We start from the raw sequence: 17,059 nt of genomic DNA on the forward strand, positions 1-17,059 counted from the left end.
GTCAGTCGATCGTCGTGTCGATATGCACAGGAGAATATATCGATTTACGGACCGCTGCTGTGTCGCGTTTCGTCGGGTGCCACAGCAAAACGGGCGCTCCGCTGGAGCGCCCGCCGTCGCATCGGGCGCCGCCTGCTTCGGCAACGCCCGCCTGCCCGCGTCGATCAGAACTTGTGACGCAGGCCGATACGCGTAACGAACTGCGTGTTCGCACCCGCGTTGCCGATGAACGACGGCGACGAGCCGATCTCGGCCTGCACCGGCACCACACGGCCGTTGATCGTGTTGCTGCCCGACGCCTTCTGGTAGGCCGCGCTCACGTATACGTCCGTGCGCTTCGACAGTGCATAGTCCACCGCCGCGTTGACCTGGTGCCACTTGCCTTCATAACGGCCGTCGAGCTTCGAGAACGTATAACCGAGCCCGCCGCTCAAGGCCGGCGTGAACGCATAACGACCGCCGATTTCGTAGTTGTTCAGCTTCGACGATTCACCCGACAGCGGCGCGAACTTCGTGTGCGTCCAGTTCGCCCACACGAGGGCCGCCGCGATCGCATAACGCGTGCCGACACCGAACGTCTCGAGGTCGCGCAGACCGGCCGTGTTGATGTTCGCGATGCTCACGCCGAATGCGGGCGTCGCACCGTTCGGGAAGCGGATGTTCGTATACGCGGCGCCGATGCCGAACGGCCCTTGCGCATAGTTCGCGCCGAAGCTGTACGCGCTCGACGAACCCTGCGTGCCGTTCGCGCCGGTCGTGGTCGGCGTGCCCGCGAACTGCGTCGAGTTCGAGAAGCCGTACAGCGCGCCGAACGTCAGGCCCGCGAAGTTCGCGCTCTGGAACTTCACCGCGTTGTTGATGCGGCTCGACGTCAGCTGATCGAGGTCGTTGATGTGATACGCGTAGTTGCCGGCCGGCGTCTGGCTGCCCATCGTGTAGTTCGCGCCGAGGTAGTCGGTCGAGAACGAGTACTGGCGGCCGAACGTCAGCGAGCCGATCCCGTTCTTCGACAGGCCGACGAACGCCTGCCGGCCGAACAGCGCGCCGCCCTGGCCGAGCGTGCCGTCGCCGCTGCTGAAGCCGTTTTCCAGCACGAACAGCGCCTTCAGCCCGCCGCCGAGATCCTCGGTGCCACGGATGCCCCAGCGGCTGCCCGACGCGACGCCGTCGCCGTATTTGACGAGCTTGTCGTGTCCGGCCGACGTCGCGACCTTGTTCGAATACGTGATACCCGCGTCGATCAGCCCGTAGAGCGTGACGCTGCTTTGCGCCTGCGCGGCGGTGCCGAACATCCCGAGTGCGGCCGCGGCCACGATGGTCTTCCTCATGCTGCTTCCCTTTTGTTGTGAACGCACGCGCCTGCGTCGCAGCGAGATGCGCGGCGTGTTGACGAAAAAACGGTTGACGGACGTATGCAAGCCCGGGGCACCGGATCGCCGGACGCGCCGACGCCTCATGCGCGTGTGCACGATGTTCCGTTTCGATGCCAGTGTGGGCTTGCTGAAGCGGCATGCCGAGAGGCGGCCGCTCGTATTGCAGCGTCGGGGAGCTTGCGCACCGGTTGCGCACGCCATGACGACGCGTTGCTCCGGCGATGCAGGTCAGAATCTCTTCCGGCTTTCGTGGAGCGAGTTGACGACGTGACGCCTGCCGGCGCCACGACCTTCGATATATTTTTCGAAATATATCGAGTTGTCATCGAACGGTAAACCATTATTCGGGTTCCTGTCGTCTTTCATCCACAGGCGATCGACGGTCGCCCCGAATCGGCGACGCGATACAAGGCAGCCGGCATCGCACCGCCCCCCGCACAGGGCCGTCGCCGAAATCCAGCATAATCAGGCGGTTGAACGCGCGCCGCAGCCGGTCTGTGCCGGTTTCGGGCGCAGCGCATTGTGCAGATGCAAAAAAACGAAGCAGAAAAGGACGCGACACGGTGCGCATCACGGCGCCGGCGATCGCGGCACGGACAAGACCACGCCATCCCGCCGAAGACAGGACACCGACACATGGACCGAGCCGAGCACATCAGCATCGAACAGGCGAGCGGGCTTTCCGCCGACGAACTGGACCGATGCGACTTCTCGTTCGATATCGCGTGGGAACTGAATGCGCCGTATCAGGACTTGCTCGATCTTCGCGCGCTGCCGGCGCAGCGCAAGGACTACGGCTTCGATCCGGCCGGCTACGCGCACGATGCGCCGGGCAAAGCGGCGCTCTTTCGCGCGACGGCCGGCGGGCGGCTCGCCGGGTTCGTCGCGATCGCGCAAAGCTGGAACGGCATGGCCGAGATCACGGAGCTGGCCGTCGACCGCCCCTATCGGCGCCAGGGTATCGGGCAGTTCCTGCTGGCGGCCGCGGAAGCATGGGCGCGCAACCACGGGTTCGGCTTCATGCGGCTGGAGACGCAGGCGAACAATGTCGCGGCCTGCAGCACGTATGCGCGCGCGGGTTTCGTGCTGGGCGGCCACGACCGCTTCCTGTACGCGGATGGCGAGAACGACGGGGAAGTCGCGCTCTTCTGGTACAAGGACCTGCGCGACGGGCAGACCGCCCGCAGCCGCACGGTCGACCCGGAATCGCTGCGGCCGGTGCGCTGACGTGCCCCAGCCGCCGCGTCATTGCCGCGTCACTTGCGCGTCGCGACGATGAACAGGCGCGGGAACGGCAGCAGCACCGTGCCGTCGCCGAGCGCCGGATAGCCGTCCGGCCCGGCGATCGCATCGCGATAGCGCGCGAGGAACGCGCGCTGTTCGCCGTCATCGAGCGCCGCGAGGAACGGCCGCAGCGCGCTGCCCTTGAACCATTCGACGACCGCATCCGCACCGCCGCGCAGCGGGTGGTAGTAGGCCGTGCGCCACACGTCCACGCGCGAACACAGCGGCGACAGCAGCGCGTAGTAGTAGCGCGCGTCGAACCGTTCGGTGCGCGCCGCGCCTGTCAGCTTGTCCGCCCACGGCCCGGCCGCGGCGACTTCGCGCATCAGCCGGTGCGCGGGTTCGTCGAGGTTGTCGGGCATCTGCACCGCGAGATGGCCGCCCGGCGCGAGCCGGCCGACGAGCGACGGAAACAGCGTGTCGTGCGCGGGCACCCATTGCAGCACCGCGTTCGCGAGAATCAGGTCGTAGCCGCCCGGATCGTCCCATGTGGAAATATCCGCGACATCGAAACGCAGTGCCGGCAGGCGCTTGCGCGCGGCGTCGATCATGTCCGCCGATGCGTCGATCCCGTGGATCGTCGCGTCCGGCGCGCGTGCGATCAGCGCTTGCGTCGAGTTGCCCGGCCCGCAGCCGATGTCGATCGCGGTATGGATCGGCGTGTTCGGCACCGCGGCCAGCAGATCGCGGATCGGCCGCGTGCGTTCGTCCTCGAATTGCACGTACTGGGCGGCGTATCGATCGAGTGGGGTCGTCATGTCGTTTCTCCGGGTCGGCTTGGACGGCCGTGCCTCTGCCAGCGTGCGCGATGCGGGAGGCCGTCGATGTGAAGCATTCTGCGATCGTCACGAAGTTCAGTAAAATGAATTTAATATCGTGATTGATTCAAAATTCTGATGAAAATCGATACGCTCGGTGTCCAGGCTTTCGTCGCGATCGCCGACGGCGGCAGCTTCCGGCAGGCGGCCGATACGCTGCATGTCACGCAGACGGCCATCACGCAGCGGCTGCGCAAGCTCGAAACCTTTCTCGGCGTCGCGCTCGTCGAGCGCACCACGCGCCGCACCACACTCACCGAAATCGGCCGGCGCTTCCTGCCGCAGGCACGGCGGCTGCTGAACGAACTGTCCGACGCGCTGACCGAAATCCGCGAGACCGGCCTGAGCCAGCGCGGCGACGTGACGATCGCGTGCGTGCCGACGGTCGGCGTGCAATACCTGCCCCGCATCCTGCGCGCGTTCTCCGGGCACCGGCCGCACGATCGCGTGAAGATCCTCGATCACGCGTCGGCGTCGGTACTGCAGGCCGTGCTGCATCGCGAGGCCGAGTTCGGCATCGGCATCGCCGGCGACCAGCATCCCGAACTGGTCAACGTACCGCTGACGACCGACCCGTACGTGCTGGTGTGCCGCGACGATCATCCGCTCGCGAAGCGGCGGCGCATTCGCTGGGCGGCACTGCAGCCGCACCCGCTGATCTTCGCCGGCGAAATGAGCGGCAATCGCGGGCTGCTCGACGGCGCACTGAAAACGAGCGGCGTGTCGCTGCATTCGTTCTACGAAGTGCAGCGCAGCTCGACGGCGCTCGGGCTCGTCGCGGAGGGGCTCGGCGCGGCCGTCGTGCCCAGGCTCGCGATCCAGAAGAACGCGTATCCGATGATCCGCACGATCGAGCTCGTCGAGCCGACGGTGTCGCGCACGCTTGTGCTCGTCACACGCAAGAGCGCGCAACTGTCGCCCGCCGCCCGTGCGCTGTACGACATGATCTTCGAACAGGCGACACCCTGTCGATAGTGTCAGGGGCGTGTCACGGAAGCCGTGCCTTCGGTTAGTATCGCCACACGCGGTCGCGACGACCGGTGCCTACCCGGCGCCGCACGCGTCGTGCCACCGCTGCAACGGCTGTTCCTCACTACCCCAGCACGGAGCACTGCATGGCCTATCGCAACTACCACAAGCGCAAGATTGCAGACCGGGAACTCCATCCCGAAACCCAGATGATGTCGTACGGCTACGATCCGTTCCTGTCGGAAGGATCGGTGAAGCCGCCCGTGTTCCTCACGTCGACGTTCGCGTTCCGCACGGCCGAGGACGGCGCCGAATTCTTCGACGTCGTGGCCGGTCGCAAGCCTTTGCCCGAAGGCGAAGGCGCGGGCCTCGTCTACAGCCGTTTCAATCACCCGAACCTGGAGATCGTCGAGGATCGCCTCGCGCTGCTCGACGATTCCGAAGCCGCCGTCGTGACGTCGAGCGGCATGTCCGCGATCGCGGCGATCCTGCTGACCTTCCTGCGGCCGGGCGACTGCGTCGTTCAGTCCGTGCCGCTGTATGGCGGCACCGAAACGCTGATCTCGAAGTTCCTGCCCGAGTGGGGCATTCGCTCCGAAGTGATCGCCGACGGGCTGTCCACCCTCTCGATCCGCGCCGCGCTCGAAGCAGCCGCGCAGAAGGGCAACGTGCGGATGTGCTACATCGAGACGCCCGCCAATCCGACCAACGCGCTGTTCGACCTCGACGGCCTGCGCAGCGAGATCGATGCGTTCGAGGCGCGCCACGGCTATCGCCCGCTGTCGGTCTGTGACAACACGCTGCTCGGGCCGCTGTATCAGAAGCCATCGCGACAAGGCATCGACCTCAGCGTGTACTCGCTGACGAAATACATCGGCGGGCATAGCGACCTCGTTGCTGGTGGCGTTACGGGCTCCCGCAACCTGATCACGAAGATCCGCTCGATTCGCAGCACGCTCGGCTCGCAGCTCGACCCGCATTCGTCGTGGATGATCACGCGCTCGATGGAAACGCTCGTGCTGCGCATGCAGCAGGCCGCGCGCAGCGGCATAGACGTCGCCCGCTGGCTCGCCGGCAATCCGCATCGACCGGTGCGCGTGCTGCACCCCGAGCTCATCGACGATCCGGCCTACCAGGCCGTCTACCAGCGCCAGTGCAGCGGGCCCGGCTCGACGTTCGCATTCATCCTCGACGGCGGCCGCGAGCAGGCGTTCAGGTTCATCAACCACCTGACGCTCTTCAAGTCCGCGGTCAGTCTCGGCGGCACGGAGTCGCTGATCTGCCATCCGGCGTCGACGACGCATTCGGGCGTGCCGGCCGATGCGCGCGCCGCGGCGGGCGTGTCGGAAGGGTTGATTCGCGTGTCGGTCGGGCTCGAACATCCGGACGACCTGATCGCCGACCTGTCGTACGCACTGGAGCATTGCTGACGCAGGTGACATGCGCCCCGTGCCGTTCGCGCGGGGGCAGTTCCCGCGCCGGCGCGGGGCGGGCATTCAGTGACGCCGCCCACGCCCGGATGCCCACGTTCGAGCCGCGTCATCGTGCTTGCACAAGGATCAGCACCATGAACACCACGCGGCATACGTACCGGATCACCGATCTGCAAGGCGCGCCGATCGCGTCCATGGCGATCGTGCAGGCAATCGAAAAACTGGACGGGTCACCCGATCGCTACTGCACGGGCCGCGTGTCCGTCGAACTCGAATACCTGGAATCGCGATTCGGATCGACGACTCGGGTCAAGAAATTCCCGTTCGATGAAGGATGGCTTCCGCTGGACGAATCGTCGTTCAAGATGCACGTCGGCGACTTCATGCTGCCGCCGGAATTGTGCTGCCGAGGCATCGGCACGCTGTGCTGGTCGGAGATCCATCGAACGCTTCCCCTTCCGCCGGGCTTCTCGCTCGTTCTCGCCGGCAGTCTCAGCGAAAGGGATGCAACGATTACCGGCACGATCCTCGGAAAGATGCGAACGATCGACAACATCGCACGCCGGAACGCATTCTGGCGCCGCATGCTGGATCCGGCCAACCAGACGTTCATGCCCGACGAGAACGGTGGGGGATATTTCGGAGGCCGGTTCGTGGATCCGGCCTCTCACGGCAGCTACACGCCAAAGGCGATCGCCACGAAAATCTGACCGTGCGAAGCAAGCCGGCGGCACCGGTTCAAAGCACCTTCACCATGAACACGCGCGCGGTCCCTTCCGGCTCGCACGGCACTTCGCCGAATGTCTCGTAACCCTGCTTCCGGTAGAAGTCCGGCGCCTGGAACGAGATCGTGTACAGCACCGCCCGCGCACAGCCGCGCCGTTTCGCTTCCGTTTCGGCCTCGCGCAGCAACCGGCTGCCGAATCCGCCGCCGCGCAGCGATTCGGGCAGGTAGAACAGATCGATGAAGAAAAGACCGAGCGACGTGCGCCCCGTCAGGCCGCCGACGATCTCGCCGGTCGCGGGGTCGGTCACGTAGACGTCGAGCGCGGCCGCGTCGGCGCGCCCCGTCATCGCATGGTTGAATTCGCCGAGCTTGCGGCTGATGAAGTCGCGTGCGGCCGGCTGCTCGGTGTCGGTCAGTCGAAGGGTAACGTCGGGATGGGCTGTCATCGGGCGAACGCGTGCGTGATAAGGCCGCCGGGCATGCAGCACCCGCTGCGGGCGTCGCACGACTATAGCGCGTCGCCCGCCGCGACGCGACCGCGCTACTCCCGCGCGATATCGCGCGCCATGTGGAATTCCCACGCGTTGTTCGGCCACAGCGCGAACCCGAACCACGGTGCCGACGGCACCGCCGCGAACCGCGTCGGCTGCGTCGCCTTGCACGTCGCATCGTCGCCGTATCCGGCCAGCTCGGTCACGAGCGAGCTCGCGTTCTTCAGCAACTCGGCGCTCGTATCGTCGAACATCGATTGCGGGAACCCGCTCTGCGAATACGCGCGCAGCACGGCCCTGCCGATCGACGGCGCGTACCAGAACACTTCCTTGCTATAGCCCGACACCGAGCATTCGCGGTCGTCGCAATGCATGTCGCCGAGCGCCGCATCGGACGTGCCGGGGGCGCTCTTGGTCCACGACGTGGTGCGCGCAATCACGAACGTATCGAACGTGCCGGCGCCGACCTGCCGCTTCTCGGTGCCGATCACCTCGCTCGACGCGACGGCCTTGTAGCGGTAATGCCATGCGTGCCCGCCGCCGAGACTCGTCGTCACGGTTTCGTCGAACCGGTCCTCCCACTGCTTGCCCTGCTTCAGCGGAAACACCATCAGCCGGCGCTCGCCGTTGCGTCCCGGATTCAGCGGCGTGTAAGTGTCGACCTGCTCGTCGAGCTTCAGCGACGCGGCGCCGGCCGGGCCGATGTCATAGCTCGCGATGCCGTTGTGCACGCCCTTGAGCGTCATCGCCGACATGTGGCCCTCGCCGACGCTGTAGCACCAGGTGGTGCCGGCGGCCGGCAGCGTTCGCGTCTGCGCCGTCGGCGTGTCCGATGCGGCACCAGCCGCCAATCCGTGGCACATCAAAGCGATGGCGACGGCAACGCCGGCCGTCGGCGGCATCCTGCGTTGAAGCGTGAAGCGGAACATGGTGCAGGCCCGTGTCGTGGAATCGTCCGACATGATGCCAGCAAAGCACGGCCGTGACGCAAGCCCGCCCGCTTCACGCCACGGCCGCTCACGCCACCGCGAACGCCGCCTTCATGTCGGCCACCCGGCGCCGTTCGCGCGCGATCATCATCCGGTTCACGACGATCACGCCGATCGTCACGGCCGTGATGAACAGCGTCGCCAGTGCGTTCATCTCCGGGTTCAGCCCGAGCCGCACCCGCGAGAACACCACCAGCGGCAGCGTCGTCGACCCCGGCCCCGACAGGAACGCCGACAGCACCAGGTCGTCGATCGACAGCGTGAACGACAGCAGCCACCCCGACAGCAGCGCCTGCGAGATCAGCGGCAGCGTCACCACGAAGAACACCTTCAGTGGCGTCGCGCCCAGATCGAGCGCCGCCTCTTCAAGCGACTTGTTCATCTCCTTCACGCGCGACTGCACGATGATCGCCACGTACGACACGCACAGCATCACGTGACCGATCCAGATCGTCAGCATCCCGCGGCCCTTCGGCCAACCGAACATCTGCTCCAGCGCCACGAACAGCAGCAACAGCGAGATGCCCTGGATCACTTCCGGAATCACCAGCGGCGCGTTGATCATCCCCGTGTACAGCGTGAAGCCCTTGAAGCGGCCGAAGCGCGCGAGCACGAAACCCGCCCACGTGCCGATCACGACCGACGCGGTGGCCGTCAGGAGACCGATCTTCAGTGACAGCCACGCGGCGGTCAGCAGCTCGTCGTCCTCCAGCAGCGCCGCGTACCACTTCAGCGAGAAGCCCGACCACACCGTCACCAGCTTCGACTCGTTGAACGAGTACACGACCAGGCTGATGATCGGGATGTACAGGAACAGGAAGCCGAAGGCGAGGACGCCCGTCGACAGCGGTTTGCTCGGCTTGATCATTTCGCTTCCTCCAGTTCCTTGACCTGGTAGTACTGGAACAGCGCCATCGGCACCAGCAGCAGCATCACCATCGCGACCGTCACCGCGGACGCCATCGGCCAGTCCATGTTGTTGAAGAACTCATCCCACATCACGCGACCGATCATCAGCGTGTCGGCACCGCCGAGCAGTTCCGGAATCACGTACTCGCCCACCGCCGGGATGAACACCAGCAGGCTGCCGGCGATGATCCCGTTCTTCGACAGCGGCAACGTGATCCGCGTGAACGCGACCCACGGCTTCGCGCCCAGGTCGTACGCGGCTTCGAGCAGCGTGAGGTCCATCTTCACCAGGTGCGCGTACAACGGCATCACCATGAACGGCAGGTACGAATAGACCATCCCGATGTAGACGCCCGCATCGCTGTGATACAGCCGCAGCGGCGTGTGGATGATGCCGAGCGCGATCAGCGTGTGGTTCAGCAGGCCGTCGTCCTTCAGGATGCCGATCCATGCGTACACGCGGATCAGGAACGAGGTCCAGAACGGCAGCATCACGGCCATCATCAGCACGTTGCGGCGGTTCGGCTCCGAGCGGGCGATGTAGTACGCCATCGGGTATCCGATCAGCAGGCACAGCACGGTCGACACGGCGGCCATCTTCAGCGAGCTGAGGTAGGTCGCGATGTACAGGTCGTCCTGCAGCAGGAACGCGTAGTGCGACAGCTGCAGTGCGAAGTGCACGACGCCGTCCTTGAACTCGACGAGCGACGTGTACGGCGGGATGCCCATCACTTGATCGGCGAAGCTGATCTTCAGCACCAGCACGAACGGCAGCGCGAAGAAGACCACGAGCCACAGGAACGGCACGCCGATCGCGACGCTGCGGCCCGACGGCAGCAAGCGCGACAGCGCGGCGAAGCGGCCCGGGCGGGCCCGGCCGGCGCCGGTGCTCGCGGCGCCGGGCGACACCGGCGTGGACGGAGTGGAAGCAGAGGTTCTCATCGTGTCGTCCTCATTGCGTCAGCACGACGCCGCTCGCCGGCGACCACGACACGAACACGTCGTCGTTCCACGCCGGGGCCGTGTCGCTCATCAGGTGCGAGCTCGACAGGTTCGACACGACCGTCTTCCCGCTCGGCAGGCGCACGTGATACAGCGAGTAGCTGCCCATGTACGCGATGTCGGTCACGACGCCGCGCGCCCAGTTGTGCTTCGAGCCCGGCTTCTCGCGCGACACGTGCACACGCTCCGGGCGCACCGAGATGCCGACCGGCATCCCGAGCGGGCCGGTGATGCCGTGGCTCACGTACATGCGTGCTTCGAGATCGTCGCTCTCGACGAAGATGTGATCGGGCTCGTCCTCGACGACGCGGCCCTCGAACAGGTTGGTCGAGCCGATGAATTCGGCCGAGAAGCGGCTGTTCGGAAACTCGTACACTTCGCCCGGCGCGCCGATCTGCACGATCTTGCCTTCGCTCATCACCGCGAGGCGGCTCGCCATCGTCATCGCCTCTTCCTGGTCGTGCGTGACCATCACGCAGGTTACGTCGACCTTGTCGATGATGTTCACGAGTTCGAGCTGGGTCTTCTGGCGGATCTTCTTGTCGAGTGCCGACATCGGCTCGTCGAGCAGCAGCAGCTTCGGGCGCTTGACCAGCGAACGCGCGAGCGCGACGCGCTGCTGCTGGCCGCCGGAAAGCTGATGCGGCTTGCGCTGTGCGTACTTGCTCATCTGCACGAGCGCGAGCGCGTCGGCCACGCGTTCCTTGATTTCGTTCTTCGGCGTGCCTTCCTGCTTCAGGCCGAACGCGACGTTCGATTCGACCGACATGTGCGGGAACAGCGCGTAGGACTGGAACATCATGTTCACGGGGCGACGGTACGGCGGCAGCGATGCGAGGTCTTCGCCGTCGACGAAGATCTTGCCGGAGGTGGCCGTTTCCAGCCCGGCGAGCATGCGCAGCAGCGTGGACTTGCCGCAGCCCGAGCTGCCGAGCAGCGCGAACAGCTCGTTTTTCGCGATCGTCAGGTTCACGTTGTCGACGGCCGTGCTGTCGCCGAATTTCTTCACGACGTTTTCGATGCGCACGAAGGCATCGTTCGGCTTGAGCATTTCCGTCGTCGTGCGACGCACCGCATCAGGTGTACTGAATGAATCCCGTTTCATGATGGTCCGTGTTAAGCAAGTAAGCGAATCTCAGGCGTCAGGCGCGACCGGTCACGGGGTCGCGCGGTACAAGCGGAGAGGGATCGAGCGATTCCTCATCCGGAACGAATGGCGCAACGAGGCAGGTGTGGGGCAACGCACGGCGATCGGCGGCAATCAGCCGCGACCGGCATCGGTCGTCGCGCTGGCTGTCATGAACATTTCATTGGTTTTCATCGGGCTTTCCGCACGTTTCTGTCGTCTCCAGTGCGAATTTTTAAACCCGTCAAAAACTTTATGGATCGCGGATTTCCGTTCCGGACATTGAACGGGATCGATGTTTGGGGAGGCAGGAAAACGGGGGCACGACCCGGGCCCGCGCGGCAGCACGGGCGCCCGGCGGCACGGCAGCCGTCGGGCAGAACGGAGGGTGGGGAAAACGAGCAGCCGGGGCGGCTGCGCCGCGCGACAGGTGCGTCGCGCGGGTCACGTCACTTCGCGTTCAGTTCCTTCCAGCGACGGTAGACGCCGATCGCGTCGCCGTGTTTCTGCTGCACCATCGGCAGCCTCCGTTCGCCGATCGGCTTTGCGAACTCGGCGTAGAACGTGTCGAGCTCGAAGTACTTGCGGTCGTCGCGGTAGAACGGCGCGTAATCCTCGCGTGTCGTGATGTAGATCACGCGCTTCGGGCTGCAGTAGTACAGCGAGCCGAGGCACATCGGGCACGGGCTCGCGAGGATGTAGATCTCGCAGTCGGTCAGGTGCTCGGTGCCGAGCTTGCGGCACGCGTCGCGCACCGCGAGGATCTCGGCATGTGCCGTCGGGTCGCTGGTCTGCGCGACGAGGTTCGGGCTCTCCGCGACGATCTCGCCGTCGCGGACGATCACCGTCGCGAACGGGCGGCCGCCCTCTTCCACGTTCTTCATCGCAAGATCGATCGTACGCTTCACAAAATCCATGGCGGTGTCCTCGTTGAAACGGGATGACGGAAACGCGCGCCGGCCCGCGGCCGACGCACGTCGAGCGAACCCGCGCGGCTCCGTCGTCGCGGCGCCGCGCAGTGCCGGCGTCAGAACGGCTTGGTCGGCAGGTACTTGCCGTCGAGCGTGATCACCGCGCGCGAACCGCCTTCGGGATCGTCGACCTTCTTCACGTCGAGCCGGAAATTGATCGCGCTGATGATGCCGTCGCCGAACTTCTCGTGAACGAGCGCCTTCAACGTCGTGCCGTACACCTGCAGCATTTCGTAGAAGCGGTAAATGGTCGGGTCGGTCGGCACGCGATCGTCGATGCTGCCGCGCAGCGGGATCGACTGCAGCAGCAGCACCGCGTCATCGTCGAGGCCGAGCTTGTCGGCGACGACGCGCGCCGCGTCCGCCGGCAGCGCATGCTGGCCGAGCAGCGCGGCCGTGACGAACGCCTCGCTCAGGCCCGTACCTTCGGTGAGTTGCGCGAACGACAGGTTCTTGCGCGCCTTTGCGAGGACGACGGTCTCCGCAAGCGCGTGGCGGGCGGTCTGGCTGTGTTGGGACTGGATCATGGCAATACCTCGTGGGTGGGTAGGTGGAAAGGGTTCAGGCTGCGACGGAAAGCGCCGCGGGCGTGGCGCGGACGCCTGGATGGTCCGCCAGGGAGACGAACCGGCCGGTCGCGCCGTCGTAGGCGTCGATGCAGCCCGATTCGATGTCGTAGACCCAGCCGTGCAGCGCGAGGCGCCCTTCTTCGAGCGCGAGCCGCACGGCGGGGTGCGTCTTCAGGTTCGCGAGTTGCGCGACGACGTTCTCGCGCACCATCGAGTCGATCCGTTCGCGTTCGCTGCGATGCGTACGCGCCTCGTTCACGACGCGCGCCGAATCGGCATAGCGCAGCCAGTGGCCGACGGCCGGCATGTGGTCCATGCACTGGCAGGTCGCGATCGCCGTCATCGCGCCGCAATCGGAATGCCCACAGATCACGACGTCGGTCACGCGCAGCGCGGCCACCGCGTATTCGACCGACGCCGACACGCCGCCCGGCTCCGGGCCGTACGACGGCACGATGTTGCCGGCATTGCGGATCACGAACAGATCGCCCGGTTCGCGCTGCGTGACGAGTTCCGGCACGAGCCGGCTGTCCGAGCACGAGATGAACAGCGCACGCGGGTTCTGGCTGCGCGCGAGATCGCGGAACAGCGCGGCGCGCGCCGGGTAGGCATCGCGCTGGAACTTCAGAAAGCCTTCAATGATGTCCTTCATCGCTTGTTCTCCGGTTCGGGTGAAATCGATGAAGGGCAGGTTACGCCGCGCTTCCAATAAGGTAAAAGACTGATTTATGATCAGGCCGATAAGCACGACTTATAGGAACCACCATGCTGCTGCGCCATATCCACTACTTCCTGGCCGTTGCCGAACACCGCAGCTTCACGCGCGCGGCCGCCGCGCTGCACGTGTCGCAGCCCGCGCTGTCGCAGCAGATCCGCCAGCTCGAGGAAACGCTAGGCGCGCAGCTGTTCGACCGCACCGGGCGCGTCACGCGGTTGACGGATTCAGGCGAGGTGTATTTCCGCTATGCGCGGCAGGCGCTGCACGATCTCGCGGAAGGCCGGCGCGCGATTCACGACGTGCAGGATCTCAGCCGCGGCTCGCTGCGGCTCGCGGTCACGCCGACCTTCACGAGCTATCTCGTCGGGCCGCTCGTCGAGGCGTTTCACGGTCGTTATCCGGACGTGTCACTGTCGGTGCGCGAGATGTCGCAGGAGCGCATCGAGGCGCTGCTCGTCGATGACGAGCTCGATGTCGGCATCGCGTTCGAAGATGTGCAGACGGCGGATATCGAAGTGGAAACGCTGCTGGTCGAGACACTCGCGCTCGTCGTGAACCGTCGGCACGCGCTCGCCGGGAAACGCAAGGCCGGCCTGCGCGCGCTGCACGACGCACCGCTCGTGCTGCTGACCGCCGAATTCGCGACGCGCACGCAGATCGACCGTTATTTCCGCGAGCACGACGTGCAGCCGCGCGTGCTGATGGAGGCGAATTCGCTGGGTGCGGTGATCGAGATCGTGCGCCGCACGAATCTCGCGACGCTGCTGCCCGCGACGATCGCGACCGGGCACGACGATCTCGTTGCCGTCGCGCTCGACCCGGCCGTGCTGCGGCGCACCGCCGTGCTGCTGCAGCGCAAGGGCGCGTACCGGAGCGCGGCCGCGCGTGCGTTCGTCGAGCTGGCGCTCGCGCAGGGGGCGGGACCGGCCACACGCACGCGGTAGCATGGCCGCCGAGCCGGTCGCGCATGACGCGCCGGGGCCGCGCTACCCGTCGGCACCGCGACGCCGGAGTCCCGCGATTTATCCTGTAAAATCGCCGATCGAGAGAATTTGTACGATAAAACCGGCGGTCGACTCGCCTCCCTGCTCATCGTTCTCGATTCAAGAGGGCCACGACGATGAATTCCCAAGAACTGGTTCGCGCGATCGGCGGCGGCCTGTTTCAGCAAGCACGCCTGCTCAAGCTCGATACGCCGCTGGGCCAGAATGTCCTGCTGCCCCAGACCGTTCACGGCGTATCGCGGCTGGGCCGCGATTTCTCGTTAACTGTCGACGCCGTCTCGACCCGCGACAATATCGAGTTGAAGAAGCTGATCGCGCAGCCCGTCACGCTGTGGATCGAACAGCAAGGCGACACCTATCTGCCGTGGCACGGCTACGTGCAGACCGCGCGCCGGCTCGGCTTCGACGGCGGCATCACCGCGTACCAGATCCGTTTCATGTCGTGGCTCGGCTTCCTCCGGTACCGCCGCGACCAGCGCATCTGGCAGGATCGCACTGCCGACGAAATCCTGACCGACGTCTTCAACCAGCATCCGCAAGCCGCCGGCATGTTCCGGTTCGCGCTCTCGGCACCGCTGCGGAACCGCTCGTTCTGCATGCAGTTCGAGCATGACTGGCATTTCGTCCATCGCCTGCTCGAGGACGAAGGCCTGTTCGGCTATTTCGAGCAGGCCGAGGACGGCTCGCACCATACGCTGGTGATCACCGATTCGCTCCATTCGCTGCCCGCCGCCGCGCCGGCCCGCGTGCCGTTCCAGCGCACGGCCTCGGGCGACGAGACCCAGGCGCTCGTCCAATGGTCGGGCACGCGCACCCTGCAGAGCAGTCATTACACGACGCGCACGTTCGACTACAAGTCGCCCGGTACCGCGCTCAACCCGAAGGGCACCGATGTCCCGACCCGGCCGAACCAGGGCGACCTGCCGAATCAGGCCGAGGTCTATACGTACACGGGCCCCTATACGTACGGTGCCCAGGGCGACGGCAATCGCCAGTCGACCATCCGGATGGAAGAATGGGAATCGCGCGCGAAGCGGTTCCACGGATTCGGCGGCATGCGCGGCATCGACGCGGGCCGGGTGTTCGAGCTGACCGACCATGCAGCCCATCCGCCGTCCGAACAGGACGGCAACCGGTTCGCCGTCGTCGAGACGGTCTGGTGGATCAAGAACAACATTCCTGCTGCGCCGTCGCATTTTCCGCACGGCCTGGCCGCGCAGTTCGACGCGATGAAGGCGCAGCTCGGCGACGCGGCCGGCGCGATGACCGTGCGCCACACCGACGGCAGCGAGGGTTTCTATCTCGTCGAGATCGAAGCACAGCGCCAGACGGTGCCGTTCCGCAGCCCGTTCGAGCATCCGAAGCCCGAGATGCACCTGCAGACCGCGACCGTCGCGGGTCCGAAGGGCGAGGAAGTGCATACCGACGAACTGAACCGGATCAAGGTCCGGTTCCACTGGGATCGCCTGAACGAAGGCGACGAGCGCGCGTCGTGCTGGCTGCGCGTCGCGTCGTCGGACACGGGCGGCGGGTACGGCAGCGTGCACGTGCCGCGCATCGGCGAGGAAGTGGTCGTCGACTGGATGTCCGGCGACTGCGACCGGCCGATCGTCACCGCGCGGCTCTACAACGGCGCGACCCAACCGCAGTGGCACACGGACGGGTTGCTGTCCGGCTTCCGCTCGAAGGAATACGCGGGGAGCGGCTACAACCAGCTCGTGATGGACGACGCGACCGGGCAGAACCGCTCGCAGCTATTTAGCAGCACCGCGAACAGCCTGCTGCATGTCGGTTATCTGATCGAGCAGTCCGGCAACACGCGCGGTGCGTACGTCGGCAGCGGCTTCGACCTGAGGACCGATGCATACGGTGCCGTGCGCGCGAACCAGGGCCTGTACGTCACGACGCATCCGAAGACCGTGTCGAGCCAGCCGCTCGACGTGCGCGAGGCGCAACAACAGCTCGTCGGTGCCGAAAGCCTGCTCGAATCGCTGTCCGACGTGAGCGAGACGCACCAGGCAGACACGCTGAAACCCGGTCGCGACGCGCTGAAGACGTTCACCGACGCGACCCAGCAGAGCGTGCCCGGTACCGCATCGGGCGGATGCACGGCAGGCGGCGGCACGGGCAACGCGAACGCGTTCACGCAGCCCGTGATGCTGTTCGGCAGCCCGGCCGGCATCGGGATGGCCAGCCAGCAATCGCTGCAGATCGTTGCCGACCGGCATGTCAACGTCGTCAGCGGCCAGAACACCCACATCGCGGCGGGGAAATCGCTGGTCGCGAGCGTGATCTCGTCGGTCAGCCTGTTCGCGCAGAACGCCGGGATGAAGCTGTTCGCCGGCAAGGGCAAGATCGAGATCCGCGCGCACGACGACGATGTCGAACTCACCGCGCAGAAGACCGTGAAGATCGTCGCCGCCACGGCGCAGATCGACCTCGCATCGAAGCAGCCGATCCTGTTGACGTCCGGCGGCGCGTATATCCGCATCGGCAACGGCAACATCGAGATTCACGCGCCCGGCAAGGTGGATTTCAAGGGCGGCAACCACAGCTTCTCGGGCCCGGCCAGCACCGACTACCCGCTGCCGCGCCTGCCCGAAGGCGTGTGTTCGGAATGCCGGCGCAGCGCCGCGAAAATGAAGTCCGCATTGACGCCCCGCACATGAATTCCGC

17 protein-coding genes are annotated in these 17,059 nt (G+C 65.9%); 7 read left to right on the top strand and 10 right to left on the bottom strand.

The features are described 5' to 3' along the window. Nucleotides 1–164: 164 nt before the first annotated feature. Complete coding sequence (locus ACTRWB_RS03675) at nt 165–1,328, bottom strand: porin (RefSeq protein WP_446900970.1); 1,164 nt, start codon at nt 1,326–1,328, stop codon at nt 165–167. A gap of 681 nt (nt 1,329–2,009) precedes the next feature. Between ACTRWB_RS03675 and ACTRWB_RS03680 the strand changes: the two genes are divergently transcribed. Further along, complete coding sequence (locus ACTRWB_RS03680; protein ID WP_446900971.1) at nt 2,010–2,600, top strand: GNAT family N-acetyltransferase; 591 nt, start codon at nt 2,010–2,012, stop codon at nt 2,598–2,600. A 29-nt stretch (nt 2,601–2,629) separates the two neighbouring features. On the opposite strand, the gene tam is transcribed toward ACTRWB_RS03680, so the two are convergent. Further along, complete coding sequence (gene tam / locus ACTRWB_RS03685) at nt 2,630–3,415, bottom strand: trans-aconitate 2-methyltransferase (protein ID WP_446900972.1); 786 nt, start codon at nt 3,413–3,415, stop codon at nt 2,630–2,632. Between the two features lie 138 nt (nt 3,416–3,553). On the opposite strand from tam, the gene ACTRWB_RS03690 reads away from it, so the two are divergent. From ACTRWB_RS03690 to ACTRWB_RS03700, 3 genes are all read left to right on the top strand, one after another. After that, nucleotides 3,554–4,450: a LysR substrate-binding domain-containing protein gene (locus ACTRWB_RS03690; RefSeq protein WP_446900973.1), complete on the top strand. Its 897-nt coding sequence runs from the start codon at nt 3,554–3,556 to the stop codon at nt 4,448–4,450. Nucleotides 4,451–4,590: 140 nt separating this feature from the next. Next, nucleotides 4,591–5,874 (top strand): cystathionine gamma-synthase family protein, encoded by a 1,284-nt coding sequence (locus ACTRWB_RS03695; RefSeq protein WP_446900974.1) that lies wholly within the window; start codon nt 4,591–4,593, stop codon nt 5,872–5,874. A gap of 137 nt (nt 5,875–6,011) precedes the next feature. Further along, complete coding sequence (locus ACTRWB_RS03700) at nt 6,012–6,587, top strand: hypothetical protein (RefSeq protein ID WP_446900975.1); 576 nt, start codon at nt 6,012–6,014, stop codon at nt 6,585–6,587. 28 nt (nt 6,588–6,615) lie between these two features. Here the strand turns inward: ACTRWB_RS03700 and ACTRWB_RS03705 are convergent, their stop codons facing one another. From ACTRWB_RS03705 to ACTRWB_RS03725, 5 genes are all read right to left on the bottom strand, one after another. Further along, on the bottom strand, nt 6,616–7,050 hold the full coding sequence (locus tag ACTRWB_RS03705; RefSeq protein ID WP_419688014.1) for a GNAT family N-acetyltransferase: 435 nt from the start codon (nt 7,048–7,050) through the stop codon (nt 6,616–6,618). Nucleotides 7,051–7,145: 95 nt separating this feature from the next. Then, nucleotides 7,146–7,946: a hypothetical protein gene (locus ACTRWB_RS03710; protein WP_446900976.1), complete on the bottom strand. Its 801-nt coding sequence runs from the start codon at nt 7,944–7,946 to the stop codon at nt 7,146–7,148. A 166-nt stretch (nt 7,947–8,112) separates the two neighbouring features. Beyond that, nucleotides 8,113–8,952, bottom strand: a complete 840-nt coding sequence (locus ACTRWB_RS03715; protein ID WP_048252093.1) for an ABC transporter permease subunit — start codon at nt 8,950–8,952, stop codon at nt 8,113–8,115. After that, nucleotides 8,949–9,935, bottom strand: a complete 987-nt coding sequence (locus ACTRWB_RS03720) for an ABC transporter permease subunit (protein WP_446900977.1) — start codon at nt 9,933–9,935, stop codon at nt 8,949–8,951. Before ACTRWB_RS03720 ends, ACTRWB_RS03715 begins: the two co-directional genes overlap by 4 nt. A gap of 10 nt (nt 9,936–9,945) precedes the next feature. Next, entirely contained in the window at nt 9,946–11,046 is a 1,101-nt protein-coding gene (locus ACTRWB_RS03725; RefSeq protein WP_446900978.1) for an ABC transporter ATP-binding protein, read from the bottom strand. On the opposite strand from ACTRWB_RS03725, the gene ACTRWB_RS03730 reads away from it, so the two are divergent. Beyond that, complete coding sequence (locus ACTRWB_RS03730; protein ID WP_446900979.1) at nt 11,039–11,407, top strand: hypothetical protein; 369 nt, start codon at nt 11,039–11,041, stop codon at nt 11,405–11,407. The genes ACTRWB_RS03725 and ACTRWB_RS03730 overlap by 8 nt on opposite strands. Nucleotides 11,408–11,570: 163 nt before the next feature. Here ACTRWB_RS03730 and ACTRWB_RS03735 read toward each other — a convergent pair whose 3' ends face one another. The 3 genes from ACTRWB_RS03735 to ACTRWB_RS03745 all read right to left on the bottom strand — a co-directional run bounded on the left by ACTRWB_RS03735 (nt 11,571) and on the right by ACTRWB_RS03745 (nt 13,313). Beyond that, nucleotides 11,571–12,038 carry a nucleoside deaminase gene (locus tag ACTRWB_RS03735; RefSeq protein WP_412025402.1) on the bottom strand — a complete coding sequence of 156 codons (468 nt, stop codon included), beginning with the start codon at nt 12,036–12,038 and terminating at the stop codon, nt 11,571–11,573. 110 nt (nt 12,039–12,148) lie between these two features. Then, complete coding sequence (gene cynS, locus ACTRWB_RS03740) at nt 12,149–12,619, bottom strand: cyanase (protein ID WP_089491865.1); 471 nt, start codon at nt 12,617–12,619, stop codon at nt 12,149–12,151. Nucleotides 12,620–12,653: 34 nt separating this feature from the next. Beyond that, nucleotides 12,654–13,313, bottom strand: coding sequence for a carbonic anhydrase (locus tag ACTRWB_RS03745; protein ID WP_446900980.1), 660 nt, complete (start codon nt 13,311–13,313; stop codon nt 12,654–12,656). Between the two features lie 113 nt (nt 13,314–13,426). Here ACTRWB_RS03745 and cynR point away from each other — a divergent pair, with 113 nt between their 5' ends. Next, nucleotides 13,427–14,323 (top strand): transcriptional regulator CynR, encoded by an 897-nt coding sequence (gene cynR / locus ACTRWB_RS03750; protein WP_419688020.1) that lies wholly within the window; start codon nt 13,427–13,429, stop codon nt 14,321–14,323. Nucleotides 14,324–14,499: 176 nt separating this feature from the next. Then, nucleotides 14,500–17,052: a type VI secretion system Vgr family protein gene (locus tag ACTRWB_RS03755; protein WP_446900981.1), complete on the top strand. Its 2,553-nt coding sequence runs from the start codon at nt 14,500–14,502 to the stop codon at nt 17,050–17,052. Nucleotides 17,053–17,059 lie beyond the last annotated feature (7 nt).

This window comes from Burkholderia sp. YIM B11467, assembly GCF_052952715.1.

Coding starts and splice junctions, on each gene's coding strand:
- ACTRWB_RS03675 (WP_446900970.1), bottom strand. CDS start 1,328: ATGAGGAAGACCATCGTGGCCGCGGCCGCACTCGGGATGTTCGGCACC.
- ACTRWB_RS03680 (WP_446900971.1), top strand. CDS start 2,010: ATGGACCGAGCCGAGCACATCAGCATCGAACAGGCGAGCGGGCTTTCC.
- tam (WP_446900972.1), bottom strand. CDS start 3,415: ATGACGACCCCACTCGATCGATACGCCGCCCAGTACGTGCAATTCGAG.
- ACTRWB_RS03690 (WP_446900973.1), top strand. CDS start 3,554: ATGAAAATCGATACGCTCGGTGTCCAGGCTTTCGTCGCGATCGCCGAC.
- ACTRWB_RS03695 (WP_446900974.1), top strand. CDS start 4,591: ATGGCCTATCGCAACTACCACAAGCGCAAGATTGCAGACCGGGAACTC.
- ACTRWB_RS03700 (WP_446900975.1), top strand. CDS start 6,012: ATGAACACCACGCGGCATACGTACCGGATCACCGATCTGCAAGGCGCG.
- ACTRWB_RS03705 (WP_419688014.1), bottom strand. CDS start 7,050: ATGACAGCCCATCCCGACGTTACCCTTCGACTGACCGACACCGAGCAG.
- ACTRWB_RS03715 (WP_048252093.1), bottom strand. CDS start 8,952: ATGATCAAGCCGAGCAAACCGCTGTCGACGGGCGTCCTCGCCTTCGGC.
- ACTRWB_RS03720 (WP_446900977.1), bottom strand. CDS start 9,935: ATGAGAACCTCTGCTTCCACTCCGTCCACGCCGGTGTCGCCCGGCGCC.
- ACTRWB_RS03725 (WP_446900978.1), bottom strand. CDS start 11,046: ATGCTCAAGCCGAACGATGCCTTCGTGCGCATCGAAAACGTCGTGAAG.
- ACTRWB_RS03735 (WP_412025402.1), bottom strand. CDS start 12,038: ATGGATTTTGTGAAGCGTACGATCGATCTTGCGATGAAGAACGTGGAA.
- cynS (WP_089491865.1), bottom strand. CDS start 12,619: ATGATCCAGTCCCAACACAGCCAGACCGCCCGCCACGCGCTTGCGGAG.
- ACTRWB_RS03745 (WP_446900980.1), bottom strand. CDS start 13,313: ATGAAGGACATCATTGAAGGCTTTCTGAAGTTCCAGCGCGATGCCTAC.
- cynR (WP_419688020.1), top strand. CDS start 13,427: ATGCTGCTGCGCCATATCCACTACTTCCTGGCCGTTGCCGAACACCGC.
- ACTRWB_RS03755 (WP_446900981.1), top strand. CDS start 14,500: ATGAATTCCCAAGAACTGGTTCGCGCGATCGGCGGCGGCCTGTTTCAG.